The sequence below is a fragment of the Cupriavidus sp. GW823-FHT07B10 genome (assembly GCF_058794355.1).
This window is the reverse complement of sequence record NZ_JBXAGS010000017.1, coordinates 104000-123339: the sequence shown is the minus strand read 5'-3', so window position 1 is coordinate 123339 and position 19340 is coordinate 104000. Positions and strand designations below refer to the sequence as shown.

General features: G+C 65.0%; 19 protein-coding genes and 1 pseudogene. 7 read left to right on the top strand and 13 right to left on the bottom strand.

The window, feature by feature from the left end; genetic code table 11:
* Positions 1-145: 145 nt before the first annotated feature.
* The gene (locus AC1Q6V_RS27445) at positions 146-1129 is read left to right on the top strand and encodes an efflux RND transporter periplasmic adaptor subunit (protein WP_454750497.1); all 984 of its coding nucleotides are present in this window, start codon (positions 146-148) and stop codon (positions 1127-1129) included.
* Positions 1117-2637 (top strand): efflux RND transporter permease subunit, encoded by a 1521-nt coding sequence (locus AC1Q6V_RS27440; protein WP_439667988.1) that lies wholly within the window; start codon positions 1117-1119, stop codon positions 2635-2637. The genes AC1Q6V_RS27445 and AC1Q6V_RS27440 overlap by 13 nt, the downstream gene beginning before the upstream one ends.
* 31 nt (positions 2638-2668) lie before the next feature.
* Here AC1Q6V_RS27440 and AC1Q6V_RS27435 read toward each other — a convergent pair whose 3' ends face one another.
* Positions 2669-2953, bottom strand: a complete 285-nt coding sequence (locus AC1Q6V_RS27435) for a hypothetical protein (protein ID WP_439667989.1) — start codon at positions 2951-2953, stop codon at positions 2669-2671.
* Positions 2954-3254: 301 nt separating this feature from the next.
* Between AC1Q6V_RS27435 and AC1Q6V_RS27430 the strand changes: the two genes are divergently transcribed.
* Positions 3255-3938, top strand: coding sequence for a heavy metal response regulator transcription factor (locus AC1Q6V_RS27430; protein WP_010810575.1), 684 nt, complete (start codon positions 3255-3257; stop codon positions 3936-3938).
* Positions 3935-5353, top strand: coding sequence for a heavy metal sensor histidine kinase (locus AC1Q6V_RS27425; RefSeq protein WP_454750498.1), 1419 nt, complete (start codon positions 3935-3937; stop codon positions 5351-5353). Before AC1Q6V_RS27430 ends, AC1Q6V_RS27425 begins: the two co-directional genes overlap by 4 nt.
* An 18-nt stretch (positions 5354-5371) precedes the next feature.
* Here the strand turns inward: AC1Q6V_RS27425 and AC1Q6V_RS27420 are convergent, their stop codons facing one another.
* Entirely contained in the window at positions 5372-6289 is a 918-nt protein-coding gene (locus tag AC1Q6V_RS27420; RefSeq protein ID WP_439667992.1) for a LysR family transcriptional regulator, read from the bottom strand.
* Positions 6290-6533: 244 nt separating this feature from the next.
* On the opposite strand from AC1Q6V_RS27420, the gene AC1Q6V_RS27415 reads away from it, so the two are divergent.
* The gene (locus tag AC1Q6V_RS27415; protein ID WP_439667993.1) at positions 6534-8297 is read left to right on the top strand and encodes an ABC transporter ATP-binding protein/permease; all 1764 of its coding nucleotides are present in this window, start codon (positions 6534-6536) and stop codon (positions 8295-8297) included.
* Between the two features lie 44 nt (positions 8298-8341).
* A pseudogene (locus tag AC1Q6V_RS27410) lies at positions 8342-8449 on the top strand (magnesium transporter CorA); the annotation flags it as partial.
* A 34-nt stretch (positions 8450-8483) separates the two neighbouring features.
* Here AC1Q6V_RS27410 and phbB read toward each other — a convergent pair.
* The 4 genes from phbB to AC1Q6V_RS27390 form a co-directional block, all read right to left on the bottom strand.
* Positions 8484-9227, bottom strand: a complete 744-nt coding sequence (gene phbB / locus AC1Q6V_RS27405) for an acetoacetyl-CoA reductase (RefSeq protein ID WP_010810571.1) — start codon at positions 9225-9227, stop codon at positions 8484-8486.
* Between the two features lie 243 nt (positions 9228-9470).
* The gene (gene phaP3, locus AC1Q6V_RS27400; RefSeq protein WP_011615535.1) at positions 9471-10028 is read right to left on the bottom strand and encodes a TIGR01841 family phasin PhaP3; all 558 of its coding nucleotides are present in this window, start codon (positions 10026-10028) and stop codon (positions 9471-9473) included.
* 365 nt (positions 10029-10393) lie between these two features.
* Complete coding sequence (locus tag AC1Q6V_RS27395; RefSeq protein ID WP_492316417.1) at positions 10394-12472, bottom strand: copper-transporting P-type ATPase; 2079 nt, start codon at positions 12470-12472, stop codon at positions 10394-10396.
* Between the two features lie 621 nt (positions 12473-13093).
* The gene (locus AC1Q6V_RS27390) at positions 13094-13531 is read right to left on the bottom strand and encodes a YciI family protein (RefSeq protein ID WP_439667996.1); all 438 of its coding nucleotides are present in this window, start codon (positions 13529-13531) and stop codon (positions 13094-13096) included.
* A 153-nt stretch (positions 13532-13684) separates the two neighbouring features.
* On the opposite strand from AC1Q6V_RS27390, the gene AC1Q6V_RS27385 reads away from it, so the two are divergent.
* Complete coding sequence (locus AC1Q6V_RS27385; protein WP_037024078.1) at positions 13685-14050, top strand: ArsR/SmtB family transcription factor; 366 nt, start codon at positions 13685-13687, stop codon at positions 14048-14050.
* A 55-nt stretch (positions 14051-14105) separates the two neighbouring features.
* On the opposite strand, the gene arsB is transcribed toward AC1Q6V_RS27385, so the two are convergent.
* From arsB to AC1Q6V_RS27350, 7 genes are all read right to left on the bottom strand, one after another.
* Positions 14106-15182 (bottom strand): ACR3 family arsenite efflux transporter, encoded by a 1077-nt coding sequence (gene arsB, locus AC1Q6V_RS27380; protein WP_010810566.1) that lies wholly within the window; start codon positions 15180-15182, stop codon positions 14106-14108.
* Between the two features lie 16 nt (positions 15183-15198).
* Positions 15199-15693, bottom strand: a complete 495-nt coding sequence (locus tag AC1Q6V_RS27375; RefSeq protein WP_011615539.1) for an arsenate reductase ArsC — start codon at positions 15691-15693, stop codon at positions 15199-15201.
* Between the two features lie 13 nt (positions 15694-15706).
* Positions 15707-16201 (bottom strand): arsenate reductase ArsC, encoded by a 495-nt coding sequence (locus tag AC1Q6V_RS27370; RefSeq protein ID WP_011615540.1) that lies wholly within the window; start codon positions 16199-16201, stop codon positions 15707-15709.
* Positions 16202-16210: 9 nt separating this feature from the next.
* The gene (locus tag AC1Q6V_RS27365; protein WP_011615541.1) at positions 16211-16693 is read right to left on the bottom strand and encodes an ArsI/CadI family heavy metal resistance metalloenzyme; all 483 of its coding nucleotides are present in this window, start codon (positions 16691-16693) and stop codon (positions 16211-16213) included.
* 13 nt (positions 16694-16706) lie between these two features.
* Positions 16707-17024 (bottom strand): ArsR/SmtB family transcription factor, encoded by a 318-nt coding sequence (locus AC1Q6V_RS27360; protein WP_010810562.1) that lies wholly within the window; start codon positions 17022-17024, stop codon positions 16707-16709.
* 118 nt (positions 17025-17142) lie between these two features.
* Positions 17143-17838, bottom strand: coding sequence for a hypothetical protein (locus AC1Q6V_RS27355; RefSeq protein WP_010810561.1), 696 nt, complete (start codon positions 17836-17838; stop codon positions 17143-17145).
* A gap of 101 nt (positions 17839-17939) precedes the next feature.
* Complete coding sequence (locus AC1Q6V_RS27350; protein ID WP_439667998.1) at positions 17940-19328, bottom strand: alkaline phosphatase; 1389 nt, start codon at positions 19326-19328, stop codon at positions 17940-17942.
* Positions 19329-19340: the final 12 nt, after the last annotated feature.

The following is a 19340-nucleotide window of genomic DNA, read 5'->3' as shown; positions in this document are numbered from 1 at the left end:
GTCAGCAAGCACGCTGCGACTACCGCATGCGCGCGCGCCGCGGCCTTCCTGACAGCCCTGACAGGCTGGCGTCACCGTTCCAACCGCCTCCGTTGGCTATAAACCAGCATGCCAATGACTTGTGGATCCGGCGGGTCCGACTGCCATGCCTGCGTTCTCCCTCACCTCCTATCTGCTCGCGGCGCTCGGGCCTTATGCGCGACGGTTGTGGTTTGCAGCCGCGGCGCTCTGCGTGCTCGCGCTCGGCACGCTCGGCCTGGTCCGGCGCAGCCAGTCCGATGCGCCCCCACCGCCGCCACCGCCTGTTCCTGTGCGCGTGGCGCGCGTGGAGGCACGCGACGTCGCCCGCCAGGCGGAAAGCGTCGGCACCGTCCGGCCCTTGCGCGACGTGGTGGTGCGCACGCAGATCGACGGCCAGCTGATGCGCCTGCATGTGCGCGAAGGCCAGCAGGTGGCCCGCGGCGAGCTGCTCGCCTCGCTCGATGACCGGCCGATCCAGGCCGCACTGGGTCAGGCCCGCGCCACGCTGGCGATGAACCTGGCGCAGCTGCGCGCGGCCGAGCTCGACCTTGGGCGCTACCGCACGCTGATCGCCGCCGATGCCATCCCGCGCCAGACGCTGGACCAGCAGCTCGCCACCGTCGAGCAGCTGCGCGCCACCGTGCAGGGCAACCGCGCCGCTATCGTCGCCGAGGAAGTGCGCCTGTCATACACCCGCATCCGCTCGCCCATCGCCGGGCGCATCGGCTTGCGCAACGTCGATGAAGGCAACCTGGTGCGGGTCGGCGACGCCGACGGGACCTTCACCGTCACGCAGCTGTCGCCCATCACCGTGGAATTCACCATGCCGCAGTCGGCGCTGCCGGTGCTGCAACACCTGAGCGCCGGCGGCGCGAACGCGGCCGTGCACGCGCATGCACGCGACGGCGGCGCGCCGCTGGCACAGGGGCGCCTGCTGGTGATCGACAGCCGCGTGGGCACCGGCAATGGCGCGGTCCGGGTCAAGGCCGAGTTCGACAACCGCGCCGGCGAGCTGTGGCCGGGCCAGTTTGTCGCGGTGCGGCTGCACACCGGGCTGCTGCGCGATGCGCTGGTGGCCCGGCCCGCGGTGCTGCGGTGTTCGGCCTGACGGTATGCGCCAGCGTGGCAGGCTTCGTGCTGATCCCCAAGGGCTTCTTCCCGCTGCAGGACACCGCATTCGTGCTGGGCACCTCGCAGGCGGCGGCGGATATCCCCCATGCGGACATGGTCGCCAAGCATCGCGCCCTCGCCGACATCATCGCTGCCGACCCGGCCGTGCTGACGGTCACCCATTCGGTCGGCATGACCGGCGGCAGCCAGACCCTGGCCAATGGCCGCTTCTGGATCGTGCTCAACGACCGTTCCGACCGCGACGTCTCGGCCAGCGGCCTGATCGACCGCCTGCGGCCCAGGCTGGCCGCGGTGCCGGGCATCCGGCTCTACCTGCGCGCAGCACAGGACATCAACATCGGCGCCGGGCAGCCGCGGGCCCAGTACCAGTACGTTCTCAAGGGCAACGAAACCGCCGAGCTCTATGCGTGGTCGCAGCGGCTCACCAGCGCGCTGCAAGGCGAGCCGCTCTACCGCGACCTGTCCAGCGACCTGCAGCTCGGCGCCAATGTCATCCGCATGCGCATCGACCGCGCGGCGGCAGCGCGGCTGGGTCTCACCTCAGCCGATATCGACGAGGCCCTCTACAACGCCTTCGGGCAGCGCCAGATCAACGAGTTCCAGACCGACACCAACCAGTATCAGGTGGTGCTTGAAGTCGACGACGACGGGCGCGGGCATATCGAGACGCTGCAGTCGTTCCGCCTGCGATCCCCGCTGTCGGGCGAGATGGTGCCGCTCGCCGCGGTGGCGAGCATCGCGCCGCCGGGCGCCGGGCCGGTCTCGATCCTGCACCACGGCATGCTCCCTGCGGTCAACCTGTCTTTCAACCTCGCGCCGGGCGCACCGCTGGGCGATGCGGTGGCACGGCTGGAGCAGGTACGGCAGCGCATCGGCATGCCGGCCGCCATCCAGGGCACGTTCCTGGGTTCGGCCCAGGCGTTCCAGGAGGCCCTGGCCGGGCAGCCCTGGCTGATCCTGGCGGCGCTGCTGGCGGTCTACATCATCCTTGGCGTGCTCTACGAAAGCCTGGCGCATCCGCTGACGATCCTGTCCACGCTGCCGTCGGCGGCCATTGGCGCGCTCGCGCTGCTGTGGCTGGGCGGGTTCGACTTTTCCATCATGGCGCTGATCGGCGTGATCCTGCTGATCGGCATCGTCAAGAAGAACGGCATCCTGCTGATCGATTTTGCGCTGGCGGCGCAGCGCACCCGCGGCATCAGCGCCGGCCAGGCGATCTACGAGGCGGCGCTCACACGCTTGCGCCCGATCATGATGACCACGCTGGCCGCATTGCTGGGCGCGGTGCCGCTGATGCTGGGCTTCGGCACCGGCGCGGAACTGCGCCAGCCGCTGGGCGTGGCCGTGGTAGGCGGCCTGCTGCTCAGCCAGGCGCTGACGCTCTTCACCACGCCAGTGGTCTACCTCGCGCTGGACCGGCTGTCCCGCTATCGCCGGCCCCTGGCGGCGGTGCCGGGCGCTGCCACACCTAATGGCAGGCCGTGATGGCTGCATGGGTGGTGGTGGGCTGCGGGGCTCAGCCGTTCGCGTCAGCGGGCCGTGGCTCGCTGCGCGCGCCGTCCGTGTACGTGTCGCGCGGTTCACGCACCCGGGCGCCGTCGCTGTACACATCGAAGCGGCCCTTGGCTGTCGCCGCGCTGGCCGCGCCATCGGTATACGGGTCAACGGCCCGCGGTGCAGCCTTGGCCGACAACGAAATGCTTGCGCCAACCATCATCAGCAAGGTCGGGATCAGGGCGCGCAGCAGCGCGGAACGGTGGCCTGCGCTGTCGTGGTGGTGGGATCGCTTGGGTGAGGTCATGGAAGGACTCCTGTGCAAGTGGGAAAACCGGCCCGGCCGGGCACGCATGGAGTCTAGGGAGCGCAGCCGACGCCACCCTGACGCAACGCTGACAATTGCGTCAGGCTGGAGCGGCGGCGCGTCTTCAAACAGTCTTTTCCACCAGTGTGAACAAAAGCGGCACGTGCTCCTGTCATGCTTGCGGAGCGCGCGCCGCAAGGCCTGGCCGCACAGCTTCGGTGCGGCACCGGGAAACTGACAGGATTGACAGGTTGGAGCCGCACACATCTTCTATATTGTTTAGATTCCGAGGATTGGACCAATGAAACTCTTGCTGGTCGAAGATGAGATCAAGACGGTCGATTACCTGCGCCGCGGCCTGTCCGAGAATGGCTACGTAGTCGATACCGCGCACAACGGCGTGGACGGCCTGCACCTGGCCTGTACCGAGCCCTACGACGCGATCGTGCTCGACGTGATGCTGCCCGCGCTGGATGGCGTCTCGGTGCTGAAGTCCCTGCGCCGCGAGCAGCAGACCCCGGTGCTGATGCTGACCGCGCGCGACGACCTGGATGACCGCCTCAATGCCTTCGATGCCGGCGCCGACGACTACCTGTCCAAGCCCTTCTCTTTTCTGGAGCTGCTGGCGCGGCTCAACGTGCTGACGCGGCGCGGCCGGCAGACTGAGCCGTCGCAGCTGACCGTGGGCGATCTGCGCATCGACCTGCTGTCGCGGCGCGCCACGCGCGGCACGCGGCGCCTGGAACTGAGCGCACGCGAATTCACGCTGTTGTCGGTGCTGGCCAGGCGGCAGGCGCAGATCGTGTCCAAGACCGCGATCACGGAACTGGTCTGGGACATCTCGTTCGACTGCAACACCAACGTGGTCGAAGTTGCGGTCAAGCGTTTGCGCGCCAAGCTGGACTGGCCCGGCGAAGCCAAGCTGCTGCATACCATCCGCGGCATGGGTTACGTGCTGGAGCACCGCGACGGATTGAGCGCATGAACCGGCAACGCTCGATCGCGGCGCGGCTGGCCGCCATGTTCGGGCTGGCGGCAGCCCTGGTCTTCACCGTCACCGGCATGGTGCTGTACCGCGTGCAGTGCGTGGAACTGGAAAAGCGCCAGCTCGGAGAGATCCGCGCCCGCTTCGACCTGGCCGGCACCAAGGCCGCGGGCCTGGGCACCGAAAAGCAATGGGAGCACTTTGCCGCCATGCTGCGCACCCTGACGCCGGCCGATCACAGCGTGCGCTACTTTGTCGAAAGTACCGACCGCCGCTTCGACTACGGCGAGCCCTTCCCGCGCGAGGCCGACACCAGCCCGCGCGCACCCGACGTGTGGGCGGTGGAGTTCGGCGACCACCGCTTCCTGATGCTGAAGCGCCGCATCCCGGCGCTGAATGATCGCCCCGAGGTGGCGCTCGCGGTCGCGGTGGACCAGGCGGCATTCTTCGAGACCAGCCGCACGCTTGGCATCGCCCTGGTGGTGTCGTCGGTGCTCGGCGTGATCGCGGTGAGCCTGCTTGGCTGGCGCATTGCCAAGTCCGGCCTGGCGCCGATCGAGCGCCTGTCGCAACATGCCGGCGCGCTCGACCCCAAGCAGCTGGAGCACCTGCCCGACGCCGACCTGCCCGCCGAGCTGGGCGGACTGGTGCATGCCTTCAACGGCGCGCTCGACAAGCTCGAGCACGCCTACCAGCAGCTATCCGCCTTCAATGCCGACGTCGCGCACGAACTGCGCACGCCGCTGGGCAATGTCATCGGCCAGACCCAGGTGGCGCTGTCGCGCCCGCGCAGCGCCGAACAGCTTGAAGAGATCCTGCAGTCCAACCTGGAAGACCTGGAGCGCCTGAGCCGCATCGTGATCGACATGCTGTTCGTGGCGCAGTCCGACCGGGGGGCGCTGGCGCGCGACCTGGTCGAGGTCTCGGTCGCCCAGGAAGTCCGGCGCAGCGCGGACTTCCTCGACATGCTGTTCGAGGAAGCCGGCGCCACGCTGCACGTGACCGGCGATGCACGCGTGCGCGTCAACGTCTCGCTGCTGCAGCGCGCGCTGACCAACCTGATGAGCAACGCCCTGCAGCACGGCCGGCCCGGGCGGCCGGTGACGGTCACGATCGCGCAATCGGCGGACACGCTGACCATCGCCGTGCGCAATGAATCCGATCGCCTGCACACGATCCGGCCCGAGCGGCTGTTCGATCGCTTCTACCGCGCCGACGCCGCGCGCAGCGACAGCCGGCAGAACCACGGACTGGGGCTGGCCATCGTCAAGGCAATCGCCACCATGCACGGCGGCAGCGTGTTCGCGCAGGTGCAGGCGGACGCGATCCGGATCGGCATGACACTGCCGGTCAGCGAGCCGGCGCAAGCCGCACCCGCGCCGGCACGGCCGCTGCCGCGCCCCGCGGCGGCCTGATTGCGCCGTGTTGATGCCTCAGGCCGCGCCCCGGAGCGGCCCGAACCGCTCCACGTACAACCCCGCCACCCAATCGACAAACACCCGCACCCGCGGTGCCAGCTGCCGGTGGAACGGATACAGCGCCGACACCGGCAAGTCCGGGCAGGGCCAGGCCTCAAGCACCGGCACCAGCCGTCCCGCGCGCAGGTGCTCTTCCACGCGGAAGCGCGGCACCTGGATCAGGCCGCAGCCGGCCAGCGCCGCGCTGGTATAGCACTCGGCATCGCTTACCGAGATCCAGCCGCGCGCCTTGAACTCCTGCACCTCGCCATCGACGGTCAGCGTGAAGGGATAACGGCGGTCATGGTTGCGCGAGAAGAATCCCACGCCGATGTGCTGTGCCAGCTCCGACGGGTGTTCCGGTTTGCCATGCGCGGCCAGGTATGCGGGGCTGGCGCACAGCACCTCCGGCATTTCCGCCAGCCGCCGGGCCACCAGCGAGGAATCGCGCGGCTGGCCGGCACGCACCACGCAATCGATGCCCTCCCCGACCAGGTCGACCAGCCGGTCGCCGCTGCTGACGATCAGGTCGATATGCGGATAGCGCTCCCGGAACTCGCCGATGCGCGGCAGGATGATCATGGTGGCGTGGGTGCCATGCAGGTCCAGCCGCAGCGTGCCGCGCGGGTTGGCCACCTGCGTGCTGAGCGAGGTCTCGGCGTCTTCCAGGTCCTGCAGCACGCGCTTGCTGCGCTCATAGAACGCCTGCCCGTCCAGCGTGGGGCGCACCTGGCGCGTGGTGCGCTCCAGCAGGCGCGCGCCGACGCGGGCCTCAAGTTCCTTGATGGCGTGCGTGGCGGTGGCGCGTGGCATGTCCAGCGCGCTGGCGGCGCCGGTGAAGGAGCCCAGTTCCACGATCCGGGTAAAGAGTTGCAGCGCGTCGAAGCGGTCCATGCGGAGGGGCTGTCATAGCGGAAAGGTCACTTCCGGATTGGAATCAGGTTCCGGGCGCGCGTCAAGCCAGATCTCCGCTCGCCTGTCCGGGGTCGGGTCCTTGACTGCGGGCAGGGACCACGAATCAGCCAGGCATCGATGCTGCTAGCCTATATTTCATTAATAGTCTTCTGCCGTTCTCCCACGTGTCCCGTGCCGGGCCATGTGGCGAGTATGCAATCCGGTTAGTGCTGGGAGATGGGATATGAGCGCCGTTCCTGAGTCGCGGGTCACCGGCACCACTTCGTCCCCAGGGAAACGTCCCGTCACTTCCACCCGGCATGTGTGGACCCGATACTGGGCCATTGCAAAACTTTACTGGTTCTCGCGGGAAAAATGGAAAGCCTCCGGCTTGCTGGTCCTGCTGATCCTGCTGCTGTTGGGCCAGACCCAGACCGAGGTACTGATCGTCCAGCAAACCGGTGAATTCACCTCGGCCCTGGCAGCGCAAGACGCGGATCGTTTCTGGGCCTCGATCAGGAAGTGTCTCTATATCCTGATGGTTGCAGTCCCCATCTACGCGGTCTATTACTACCTGAGGAACAAGCTGAGCCTGCTCTGGAGACGCTGGCTGACGCATCACTATCTGGACGGGTATTTCAAGGGCCGGGTCTACTACAAGCTCAATTCAGATGCCGCGATCGACAATCCGGACCAGCGCATCGCCGAGGACATCAATACCTTCACGCGGCAATCCCTGTTCTTCCTTTCAATCGGTATCGGCGCGCTGCTGCAGCTCATCGCCTTCAGCGCCGTCCTGTGGTCGATCTCAAGGGAGCTGGTCTACTTTCTTGTCATTTATGCCATCGCCGGTACATTTGTCTCCATCTTCTTCTTCGGCCGCGTCCTGATCGGCCTGAACTTCTTCCAGCTAAGGCGGGAGGCGGATTTCCGCTTCAGCCTGATCCGGGTGCGTGAGAACGCCGAGTCCATCGCTTTCTATCGCGGCGAGGCGCTGGAGTCATCCCATGTGAGAGGCCGTTTTGGCAAGGCCTTCCAGAATTTCGACCGGCTCATCAAGTGGCAGCTGAGCCTGAACATGTTCCAGTATGCCTATGGCTTCCTGACCATCCTGCTGCCCAGCGCCATCGTCGCTTCACGCGTGCTTTCCGGCGAGCTTGAAGTCGGCAGCGCCATCCAGGCGGCCGGCGCGTTCGCCGCCATCCTGAACGCGCTGACCGTGATCGTCGACAACTTTGAAGACCTGAGCCGCTTCGTGGCGGGGCTGGATCGACTGGACACATTCTCCATCTCGCTGACCGGGACGGCAGCAGCCTCCGTGAAGCCGGCCACCACGATCGAGTCCATCCATGACTCCCGCCTGGCGCTGGAACATGTGACCTTGCGCACGCCGAATCAGGAGCGAACGCTGGTCACCGACCTGACGCTGTCGGTCAACCCGGGAGAGGGCCTTCTTATCGTCGGCGCCAGCGGCGGCGGCAAAAGTTCGCTGATGCGCGCGATCGCCGGATTGTGGAACAACGGCACGGGATGCATCGTGCGGCCAATGCCGCAGGAAATGCTGTTCCTGCCGCAGCATCCTTACATGGTGGTCGGCAGCCTGCGCAGCCAGTTGCTATACCCGAACCACATCGGCCAGCGGATCCCCGACGAGGAGCTTCTGAAGCTGCTGGAAGCGGTCAACCTGAAGGACATCGCTGGCCGCTTTGGCGGCCTGGACACGGAAGTGGACTGGGGCAAAGTCCTGTCCCTTGGCGAGCAGCAGCGGCTGACCATCGCCCGCGTACTGCTGTCAAAGCCGCGCTATGTCATGCTGGACGAAGCGACCAGTGCCCTGGATATCAGCAATGAGGAAGCCATGTACCAGTTGCTGGCCGACATGCAGTCGACGCTTGTCAGCGTCAGCCACCGGCCCACGCTGCTGAAGTTCCACCACCAGGTGCTGGAACTGCCCGGGAACGGAAAGTGGTGGCTGCATCCGACCAGGGACTATCGCTTTGGCTGGTAGGCATCCGGCCCGCCCCCAACCATCATCGTGCAGTGCTAACGTCGAACGTCGCCCAAATCGAGGACCAGTTGCTGTCGCAGCGCCTGCAAGGCAACCGCGCCGACCTGGGTTCGATGCGGCGCGGGCCGGTGCGGCTGCAACGGGCCCGCGCCGCGCATTCGCCTGGCGGCGCCTGGCCCAGCACCCTTACTGCATGTGCTGCCCGCCATTGATGGCGATATTGGACCCGGTCACGTAGGCCGCTTCCTCCGAGCACAGGTAGGCAATCAGCGCTGCGACTTCTTCCGGCTTGCCGACGCGGCCGACCGGAATCTGCGGCAGGATCTTGGTCTCCATGATTTCCTTGGGCACGGCGTTGACCATCTTGGTGGCAAGGTAGCCCGGAGAGACGGTGTTGACGGTCACGCCCTTCCTTGCCACTTCCAGCGCCAGCGACTTGGTGAAGCCGTGCATCCCGGCCTTGGCGGCGGCATAGTTGGTCTGGCCGAAGGCGCCCTTGGATGCGTTGACCGATGAGATGTTGATGATGCGTCCCCAGCCGCGTTCGACCATGCCTTCGCAAAGCGGCTTGGTGAGATTGAACACCGAGTCGAGATTGGTCCGCATCACGGCGTCCCAGTTCGGCTTGTCCATCTTCTTGAAGGCCATGTCGCGGGTAATGCCGGCGTTGTTCACCAGGATATCCACGCGGCCTACGTCAGCCAGGATCTGCGCCGCGCAAGCCTGGCAGGCATCGTAGTCGGATACATCCACCTCGTAGGCACGCATCTCGCGGCCGCCGGCGGCCATCGCGGCAAGCCAGTCCTGGGCGGCCGCATTGCCCGGCGAGTGCGTCACCACCACCGCATAGCCTGCGTCGTGCAGCTTGATGCTGATGGCTTCTCCCAGCCCACCCATACCACCTGTTACCAGTGCAATTTTCTTCATCATCCTGCCTGCTTCATTCTCGTAAAGTTGAAAGACCCCTGCCTTGCCGGGACGGGCTCTTGCCTGATTGTCCCGAGCACATTCCCGCTGCCCTGGCGCGGACAAAGCGAGGGCGAGCCGGGCCGGATGACTCCGGGCCCAGCTTGTATACCGATGCGGGAAGATTGGCGTCGCAGTGCTGTGGCCTGCAAGCCTGCGATCTATGTTCAGCGCGCTGGCCTGGCCTGCTTGGCCAGCCGCACGCCGTTATTGCTTGGAAGCGCGGGGCGCCGCCTGCTGGGCCGCGCCGGAGGCCGCTGCGGCGGTCTTGGCAAAGTTGGCCTTGGCGACTTCAGCCGTCTGCTTCGCGGCGTCCTGGAAGGATTGAAAGGTGCTGCTGGCGGCTGCAACGCTCGATTGCAGCAGCGCGGTGATCGCTTCAGACCCGGCTGGCGCGTTCTTCACGAAGTTGTCAACGAAGGCTTGCACATTGCGGTTGTGCTGTTCGTACTGGCCCTCGACTGCCTTGGTCAGTTCCACCTGCGTGTTCGATGCGATTTCGTACACATGGCGTGCATATGCAACCGCCTTCTCCGCGGCAGGCTGTGCCAGATTGCCCTGCACGGCGAACACTTCACGCAGGTCCTTTCCGGCCAGCACCGCTTCGATATTGCCCTGGCCTTCGGCAAGCGTCGTCCTGACTGCCTGCAGGTTCAACTCGGTCAACTTCTGGAAGCCGTCAAAAGCCATGTTCGTCAGCGCGAACAGTTGGTTCAGACTGGACTTTTGCACTGCAGCAAATTGCTCGGGCATAAAAGGGGACATGCAAAATCTCCTGTGGATTGATCGAACGGATTCGCGCAACAGTTTGCAACGTGAATCCGCTTCGGTTTGGCTTCCGGATTGACAGCGCCACCAATCCTGCAGCGCAGCATCCGAGTGCGAATCCTAGAGGGTTTCCTCTAATTTGATCCCTAGGTATATACCCAAAAAGTCTTTAAAACATGACAATAAAAGTGCGTCGTACATCTCTAAATTTACATGTGCTTACGCAGAAATGTTGCAGTGCATGACATGTGTAGGGCGCACTTCACCCCAGACGCTTGGAACGGATCTCTGAATACAGCAAGGGGAAAATGGAAATGGGCCCTGAGCGGCCACACAGGGCAGCCCCGAGCTGCCGGTATTCCTCACGTCGCAGCCTTCCTGAGCCGCAACGCATTGGTAATGACCGAGGCAGAACTCAGGCTCATCGCCAGCGCCGCAATCATGGGCGACAACAACAGGCCTGTCATTGGATACAGAGCGCCCGCCGCCAGCGGAACGCCCAATGCGTTATAAACGAACGCAAAGCCGAGGTTCTGCTTCATGTTTCGAATGGTCGCTTGCGAGAGTTTCCGGGCACGGGCAATCCCGCGCAAATCCCCCTTGACCAGCGTGACCTGAGCGCTGTTCATCGCGACATCAGTGCCCGTGCCCATGGCAATACCGACGTCGGCCTTCGCCAGCGCCGGCGCATCGTTAATGCCGTCGCCCGCCATCGCCACCACCGCGCCTGCCTGTTGCAGCGAACTGACAAGTTCAAGCTTGTCCGCCGGCTTCACCTCGCCGTGGAACTCGTCAACGCCAAGTTTCCCGGCCACCGCCTTCGCCGTCGCAATCCCGTCGCCGGTCGCCATCACGACACGGATACCTTCTCCCCTGAGATGCGCCAGCGCCTCCGGCGTGGTGGCCTTGACCGGATCCGAAACGGCGAGCAGGCCAGCAAGCTTGCCATCGACGGCAAGATACATCACGCTGGCGCCTTGCGCCCGCAGCTCATCGGCCTGCGCCACGAGCGGATCGATGGGAACGCCTTCGGCTTCCATGAGCGCAGTATTCCCGATCGCGACCTTGCTGCCTCCCAACTTGCCTCTTACCCCAATCCCGGAGCTCGACTCGAAGCCCTCCGGCTTTTCCAACTGCAGGCCGCGCTCACGGGCTGCTGCAACAATCGCGGCAGCCAGGGGATGCTCGCTGCCCTGATCCAGGCTGGCAGCTAACCGCAGCATGTCCTCCTCGGCATAGCCATTGATGCCGATCGCACGCTCAAAAGCCGGCCGACCCTCGGTAAGCGTCCCGGTCTTGTCGACAATCAGGGTATCGACCTTGCGCAGGTTCTCGATTGCAGCGGCGTCGCGGAACAGCACGCCGCTGGAAGCGCCCTTCCCGCTTGCAACCATGATGGACATCGGCGTGGCGAGACCCAGCGCGCACGGACATGCGATGATCAGCACCGCGACGGCATTGATCAGTCCGAACACCCAGCTCGGCTCGGGGCCGAAGAGTCCCCACGCGACAAAGGTCAGCACCGCAATGCCGATGACACCGACGACGAAGACGCCGGCAACCTGGTCGGCCATCCGCTGCATCGGTGCCTTCGATCGCTGCGCTTGCGCCACCATCTGGACAATCTGGGACAGCACGGTCTGGGAGCCGACCTTTTCGGATTGGATGACAAGGCTGCCCGAAGTGTTCATCGTGGCGCCGATGACGCGGTCGCCGACGCGCTTGGTGGTCGGAATGGGCTCGCCAGTGATCATCGATTCGTCGACCGCGCTGGTGCCTTCCGTTACCACGCCATCGACCGGCACCTTCTCGCCGGGCCGCACGCGCAGCAGGTCGCCCACGTGGACATGGGCGAGCGGCACGTCCTCTTCGGCGCCGTCGGGACCGATACGCCGCGCCGTCTTGGGCGCCAGTCCCAGCAGCGACTTGATGGCGGCGGAAGTCTGGGAGCGGGCCTTGAGTTCAAGCAACTGACCCAGCAGCGTGAGGGAAATGATCACCGCCGCTGCCTCGAAGTAGGCACCGATACGGCCATGCTCGGCGAACACCTGCGGAAATGCGCCAGGTATGACGGTCGCAATGACGCTGTAGACATAGGCCGCACCGGTGCCGATTCCGATCAGCGTCCACATGTTCGGACTACGGTTGACGATCGAGTGGAAACACCGCACAAAGAACGGCCAGCCTGCCCACAGCACCACAGGCGTCGCCAGCGCAAGCTCGACCCAGCTCTGGGTCGACACCTCCATCCAGCCAAGGCGATGCCCGAACATGGCCATGACGAACACCACACCGGTGAGCGGTAGCGTCCACCAGAAGCGGTGACGGAAATCCACCAGCTCGGGGTTCTCGCCTTCATCCAGTTCCGGCAACAACGGTTCCAACGCCATGCCGCACTTGGGGCAGTTGCCGGGATGATCCTGGCGGATCTCCGGGTGCATGGGACAGGTATAAATCGTTCCCTCGGCAGCGGGCTGCGCCGCCCCGGCTCCAGTGCCAGCCGGTTCATGAACATGGTGATGCGCATGCTCGTGATGAACAGGACCGGACTGGTCCTGAGTCGAGCCATGTGCACCGGCGCTGTGGCGGCCAGGCTCGGTTGCATCGCGTTCGTTGCTTGTCCTGTTCATCCTGGCTGCTTCCTTCAGTTGTCGGGCCGGGCATCCACTGCGTCATCCGGCGTGCCTTTTACCTTCATGACACGCTCATGATGCGAAGACGACGGCCATTCGCGGTGGGACGTCCATGTCACGCCTGATGACCCCAGCTTAGAGGTTCCCATCGTTGGAAGGTCAAGGCCAAGGAAGCACGGGACTGTGCTCAAAGGCCAACGCGCCTCGGTCCAGGATCAGTTGGCCGCCAATGAGACGTCGCCTTCAGGGGCGAGGTCAGCCGCCGAAGAGATGACTACGGTCGCTGGACGCGCACACCTTTTGCACTCGGCGCGCCCCGCAAGAGGACACCCAGGTCTACGGTGCTCCATGCCGTGGAGATGGACAACGCCGAAAGAACCAGCGTTGGGCGGCGAGGCAACCGCCTCGCCCTGTGCGTTTGGGCTCCCGTCAGCGCGCCTTGTTCGCGAGCCCTTCAACTTCAGCGCGCAGCCGCTCTTCCTGCTCCCGCAGTTCTGGCGTGAGTTCAGCACCGAAGTCCTCGACCTCGAACAGCGGGCGAATTTCGATTTCGGACTCGCTTTCCATGGGATTGGGGCAGCGCCTGACCCATTCGACAGCCTCATCCATTGACTCGACTTGCCACAACCAGAATCCGGCAACGAGTTCGCTGGTCTGCGGGAACGGCCCGTCCGTCACAGTCCGCTGATCGCCCGAAAAGCGCACCCGCTTTCCCCTTGCGCTAGGGTGCAAGCCCTCGCCCGCAAGCATGACGCCCGCCTTGACGAGCTCTTCATTGAACTTGCCCATTGCCGCAAGCAACTCCGTGCTTGGCATCTTGCCGCTTTCTGATTCGCTCGTGGCCTTCACCATCACCATGACACGCATTGTGGTTCTCCTTGAAGGAATCGTTGGCGCCACAAGACCCCGAAGCGGGAACCGCCGCGGCGGCGGGCGCCGGAAGCAGGATCCAATCAGAATAGTTGAATTCGACGGCACCTGACTTGCGCGGACCGCGCCAGTACCTCTACAGTTCGACCAATGAAGAATGAAACCGCCGTAGCAGCGCTCGCTGCACTTGCCCAGGATTCCCGATTGGCGATCTTCCGCTTGCTGGTCCAGGCCGGCCCGGACGGCGTCAGCGCGGGCCGGATCCGCGAAGCGCTGGGTGTCGCACCCGCGACGCTGTCCTTCCATCTGAAAGAACTGGTCCACGCGGGTCTCATCAAGAATACGCAGGAAGGCAAGTTCGTGATCTACCGGGCGCAATTCGAGACGATGAACGCGCTCATTGCCTTCCTGACGGAACATTGCTGCCAAGGCAATCCGCAGGGCTGCGGCGTGCCGGAAGTGGCATGCAAGCCGGCGGCCACCAAACGCCGCGGCGTCTCGACCGAAGCGGCCTGAGCCATGGCAGCCTGAGCATCACGGCCGCCGGGATCGGAGTGCCTTGGGGCGGGCGTCAGGCCTTGCGCCCCGCTTCATACCAGCCTTGGGTCCGATTGACGATGCTGACCACCAGCAGCATGACCGGCACTTCAATCAGCACGCCGACCACCGTTGCCAGCGCCGCCCCGGACTTGAAGCCGAACAGGCTGATGGCCGTCGCCACGGCCAGCTCGAAGAAATTGCTGGCGCCGATCAGCGAGGACGGGCCCGCCACGCAATGCGCCACACCCAGTTTCCGGTTCAGCAGATACGCCAGGCCGGAGTTCAGGAACACCTGGATCAGGATGGGCACGGCCAGCAGCGCGATCACCAGCGGTTGCTCGATGATGGCCTGGCCCTGGAACGCGAACAGCAGCACCAGCGTCAGCAGCAGCGCGGCGATGGAATAAGGACCGAGCTTGCCCACGACCCGCTGGAAATGCGCCACGCCCTTGCTCAGCAGCAGCTTGCGCAACACCTGCGAAATCGCCACCGGCACCACGATATACAGCGCCACCGACGTCAGCAGCGTATCCCACGGCACCGTGATCGACGACAGGCCAAGCAGCAGCGCCACCACCGGCGCGAACGCCACCACCATGATGGCATCGTTCAGCGCCACCTGCGACAGCGTGAAATACGGGTCGCCCTTGCACAGCTGGCTCCACACGAACACCATCGCCGTGCACGGCGCCGCGGCCAGCAGGATCAGCCCGGCGATATAGCTGTCGAGCTGCTCGGCGGGCAGCATGGGCGCAAACAGGTGCCGCACGAACAGCCAGCCCAGCAGCGCCATCGAGAACGGCTTGACCGCCCAGTTGATGAACAGCGTCACACCGATGCCGCGCCAGTGGGATTTCACCTGGCCCAGTGCGCCGAAGTCGATCTTCAGCAGCATCGGGATAATCATGATCCAGATGAGGATGCCGACCGGCAGGTTCACCTGGGCGTACTCCATGCTGCCGATCGCCTGGAACGCGCCCGGCATCGCCTGCCCCAGCGCAATCCCGACGACGATGCACAGGGCCACCCAGATGGTCAGGTAGCGTTCAAAGAAGCCGATGGCGGGCTTGGTCGAAATGGGGGCGTGGGTGGTTGCGTTCTGATTCATTGGAGTTCCGGCGCCTTCAGTTCTTCGCGATCGCGTTGAGCGCGTCCTGCAGCTGCGCATTGCTCATGCCTTCCAGCGGCAACGCCAGCAGTTGCAGCATGCGGTAGCCAATGGCCTCGCGCGTCAGCTCGAATGCCAGGCGCTTGCCCTCGTCGCCGCCCAGGGCGTTGGACGGATCGGCATAGCCCCAGTGCACCTTGACCGGGCTGCCCGGCCAATATGGGCACTGTTCCGCCGCGGCGCTGTCGCAGACCGTGATCACGATCCGCATTTCCGGCGCGTTGTCGCCGACGAATTCGTCCCAGCTCTTGCTGCGGTAGCCGCTCACGTCGACGCCGGCACTGGTCAGCGCTTCCAGTGCGAACGGGTTCAGGCGCCCGCTCGGTGCGCTGCCGGCGCTGAAGGCGCGCACATCCTTGCCGAGCTTGCTGGCCCAATGGTTGAGCATCCCTTCGCTCAGCACGCTGCGGGCAGAGTTGTGGGTGCACAGGATCAGAACGTTTGTAGTCATGGACAGTAAAGAGTCAGCGTTGGCCGATGTCCCGTACGGCCTGTTGCAGGCCTACGGCATCCAGTTTATCGATGGGGAGTGCGAGCAGGTACTCGATGCGTCGCGTGAGGATTACCGCCGCTTCGCGGACCAGCTTTTGCCTGCGCTCGTCCGATACTTCACCGGCTGCAGGATCCGCCACGCCCCAATGCGCGGTCATCGGCTGGCCCGGCCAGACCGGGCAGAGTTCACCGGCGGCCTTGTCGCACACCGTGAACACGAAGTGGAGCGCCGGGGCGCCATCTCGCGCGAATTCGTCCCAGCTCTTGCTGCGGAACCCGCCGGTCGGAAGACCCAGCTTTTCCAGCGCTTCCAGCGCGAACGGGTTCACCACGCCAGTCGGGTGGCTGCCTGCCGAATAGCCGCGGAAGCGGCCTTGGCCAAGATGGTTCATCAGTCCCTCGGCCAGGATCGAACGGGCCGAATTGCCGTTGCAGACGAAGAGAACGTTGTAGACGCTGGCGCTCATGGCGAGTCCTTAGCAGCACGACGAGTTGGAGTTCACTGCAATTCCGATCGGCTTGCCGCGCGGGGCACGCGGTGCACAGCAGGCGGAGCCTTCGGCGGACGCCGCTTCGGCCTTGCCTTCACCAAATACCGGGACGTTGCCCAGCGTATGGAAGTGCTCCCATGCAATGCCCTGCGGATCGGTGACCCAGTGCTTCTCACTGCGGGCATAGCAGCAGGTGGTTTCACCCTGGTCCAGCAGCGCCATGTCGGCCGCCTCGGCGCGCGCTTTCAGTTCAGCAAGCTCGGCGGCGTCATCGGTCTGGAAACCGAGATGGTCGACGCCCGTCCCCTGGCCGCGCGTGGAGATCGCGAAGTTGATGCGCGGATCCTCGAGCATCCATTTGGCGTAGTCGCTCTCGACTCGCGTCGGTTCAGCGGCAAAGAGCTTCGAATAGAAGGCAATGCTCTTGCCTAGGTCGTCGACATGGACGTGAACGTGAAAGCGCTTCATCGGAACATCTCCATCAGCAGTGGCAGGGAACCGCCGCTTTGTCCTCGACACCTTCGCAGCAATTGGCGGTCAGGTAGCCGAGCAACGCACTCATATGCGCGAAAGCGGCGCGGTAGATCAGGTTGCGTCCGTCCCGCTCCTGCGTCACCAGGCCGGCGTGTGCCAGTTCCTTCAGGTGGAACGACAGGGTGGCCGCAGGCACGTCCAGCCGCTCGGCCATCGCGCCGGGTGTCATGCCACCCGGGCCGGCGACGACCAGCATCCGGAAGACCTGGAGGCGCAGCCCGTGGGCCAAGGCTGCAAGGGAGCGGACAACATCATATTCTTCCATATTTCTACAATACTAGAAATATGGGATTGATGCAATGCCTGATCCGGCGAAGCGCCGCTGGCACCCTGCCCGTCGTCCGAGTTGTCCAGAGGACAACCGCGCCTGCGATAGCCGCGGACTAGTCCATCAGATCCGTGTACTCACCTTTTGCATAGGGCCGGGTGCGGTTCCACGGAGCGGGTTGCGGCAAGGCAGCGGCGGTCACCCGCGTGATCTTCTTCTGCGTGCCGCTGGCATTGCGCGACTGGACCAGGCGCGGATACTGGCCGGCCACGTCCCACTGGACCGTCACCTGTTCATCGCCGCGCTTTGCGCGGTACTCCTGCACACCGCCGCGCGCAGGACCGCTCGCGCTCATGGTCTTGAGCGCTGCCGGATCCAGCAGGTGGTAGGCGGTCGCCCATGAGCCGTCGAAGCCGATGTTGCCGTATTCGGCCGGGCTGACTTCGAAGGTCTTGCGCATGGCGTCGCTGACCAGCCGCACCGACAGCTTGCCGGACGGCTGCCGCTCGATCCAGCGCGCGGCGGCCGACATGTCCATGTGCTTGTGGCCCTTGTCTGCCTTGGCGTGCTCGGCTTCGTCGTGCGCCCCGTGCGGGATCTCGCGCTCGATCCAGACCGTGCCGCCCTCGCGGTAGACACGTTCGGTGAAGTAGATGTCGCGGCGCACGCCGTCGGCCCCGAGCGCCGACAACTCATGCTGCACGCGCAGCGCCAGCGGGCCGGAGGCCTTGGACGGTTCTGCCGCCACGGCGGTGAAGGCTGCCGAGACCAGCAGCAGTGCGAGGACGGGAGTGGCTTGCTTGGTTTTCATGAAATCCGTTCAGAAAGCGAAAATGCGCACGCCGGCAAACCGGCGCGCGCATGGCATCAAAAGACCCTGTACTCAGTCGTGCAGCAAGGCCGCGGCCGGCATCAGAGGCCCAGCGCGGACTTTACGACGCTGAACACCTTGGTGTTGTCGATGGTGCCCTTGAGCGCGGCGTTGCCCGGCCCCGTCGAGAACAGCATCACATCGCCGCCGCCGTGTGTTTCCGAGCCCGGCGAGCCAAGGTTGACGCCAACTTCCTGCAGGTAGCCGTCGGCCGTGGTGTCCACCAGCGCGGGGTTGTCGCGCGGGGTCTTGCGCGGACCGCCGCCGTTGCCGAACACCAGCGTGGTGTAAGGCAGGCCGTCGGCCGCCGTGGCCGGCTGCCTGGTCTTGATGTCCGTCGACGTGCCCAGGATCGGGTTGCCGCGATGCGAGTAGCCGTTGATCGTCATCGTATGGTCGTGGTCGGCAGTGACCACGATCATCGTGTTCGACAGGTCCACCATCGACAGCGCACGCTTGATGGCATCGTCAAACGCGATCGTGTCTTCCAGCGCGCGCTTGGCGTTGGTGCCATGCAGCGCATGGTCGATCCGGCCGCCCTCCACCATCAGGAAATAGCCGTTGCCGTTCTTCTGCAGGATGCGGATGGCCTTCTCGGTCATGTCGGCCAGGCTGGGCTCGTCGACATTGTTCTTGACGCGGTCCAGCTCGTAGTTGAGGTGGTCCATGTTGAACAGGCCGAGCAGCTTGCTGGTGGATGCCGGGTCAACGGCCTTGAACGCGGTGCCGGTGGTCACGTAGGTGTAGCCCGGGAACTGCGTGGTCAGGTCGACGCCATCGGTGCGCTTGCCACCCGTGACGCTGTCGGGCAGGAACTGGCGGCGGCCGCCGCCAAGCAGCACGTCCAGGCCATCCTTGAGCGCGGTGTTGTAGCCGGCGTTGCCGGGCGTTGCCTGCGCGGCGATATTGTTCTCGCCGTCGCGGTGGCAGACGTGCGAGAAAGTGGCCGCCGGCGTTGCGTGGGTCACGCGCGTGGTGGTCACCGCGCCGACCGACTTGCCGGCGGCCTTGGCCAGTTCCAGCACGGTCACGACCGGCGCGCCGTTGCCGCTGGGACAGGTGCTGTCGCCGGCGCTGGTCACATAGGCCTTGCCGGTGCCGTCGCTGGCCTTGGTATCGGCCGACATCGAGATGACCTCGTTGTTCATCTTCACGCCGGTCATGTAGGCCGCCATCGACGGTGCGCTGTCGGTGGTCTGCGCGTCGTTCGAATACGTCTTCACGCGCGCGGTGCGCTTGAGCGACTCCATGTTGAGCTTGCCGGTCTCGCCATACTTGTAGATGCGCGAAGCGGTGACGGTGGTCGGGCCCATGCCGTCGCCCAGGAAGAAGATGACATTCTTGGCCTCGCCCGCGGCTTGCGCAGGGAGAGCAATGCAGGCGCAGGCAGCCGCAAGTGCGGACAGGCCGGTACGAATGATGAGTTTCATGGCGTTATTCCG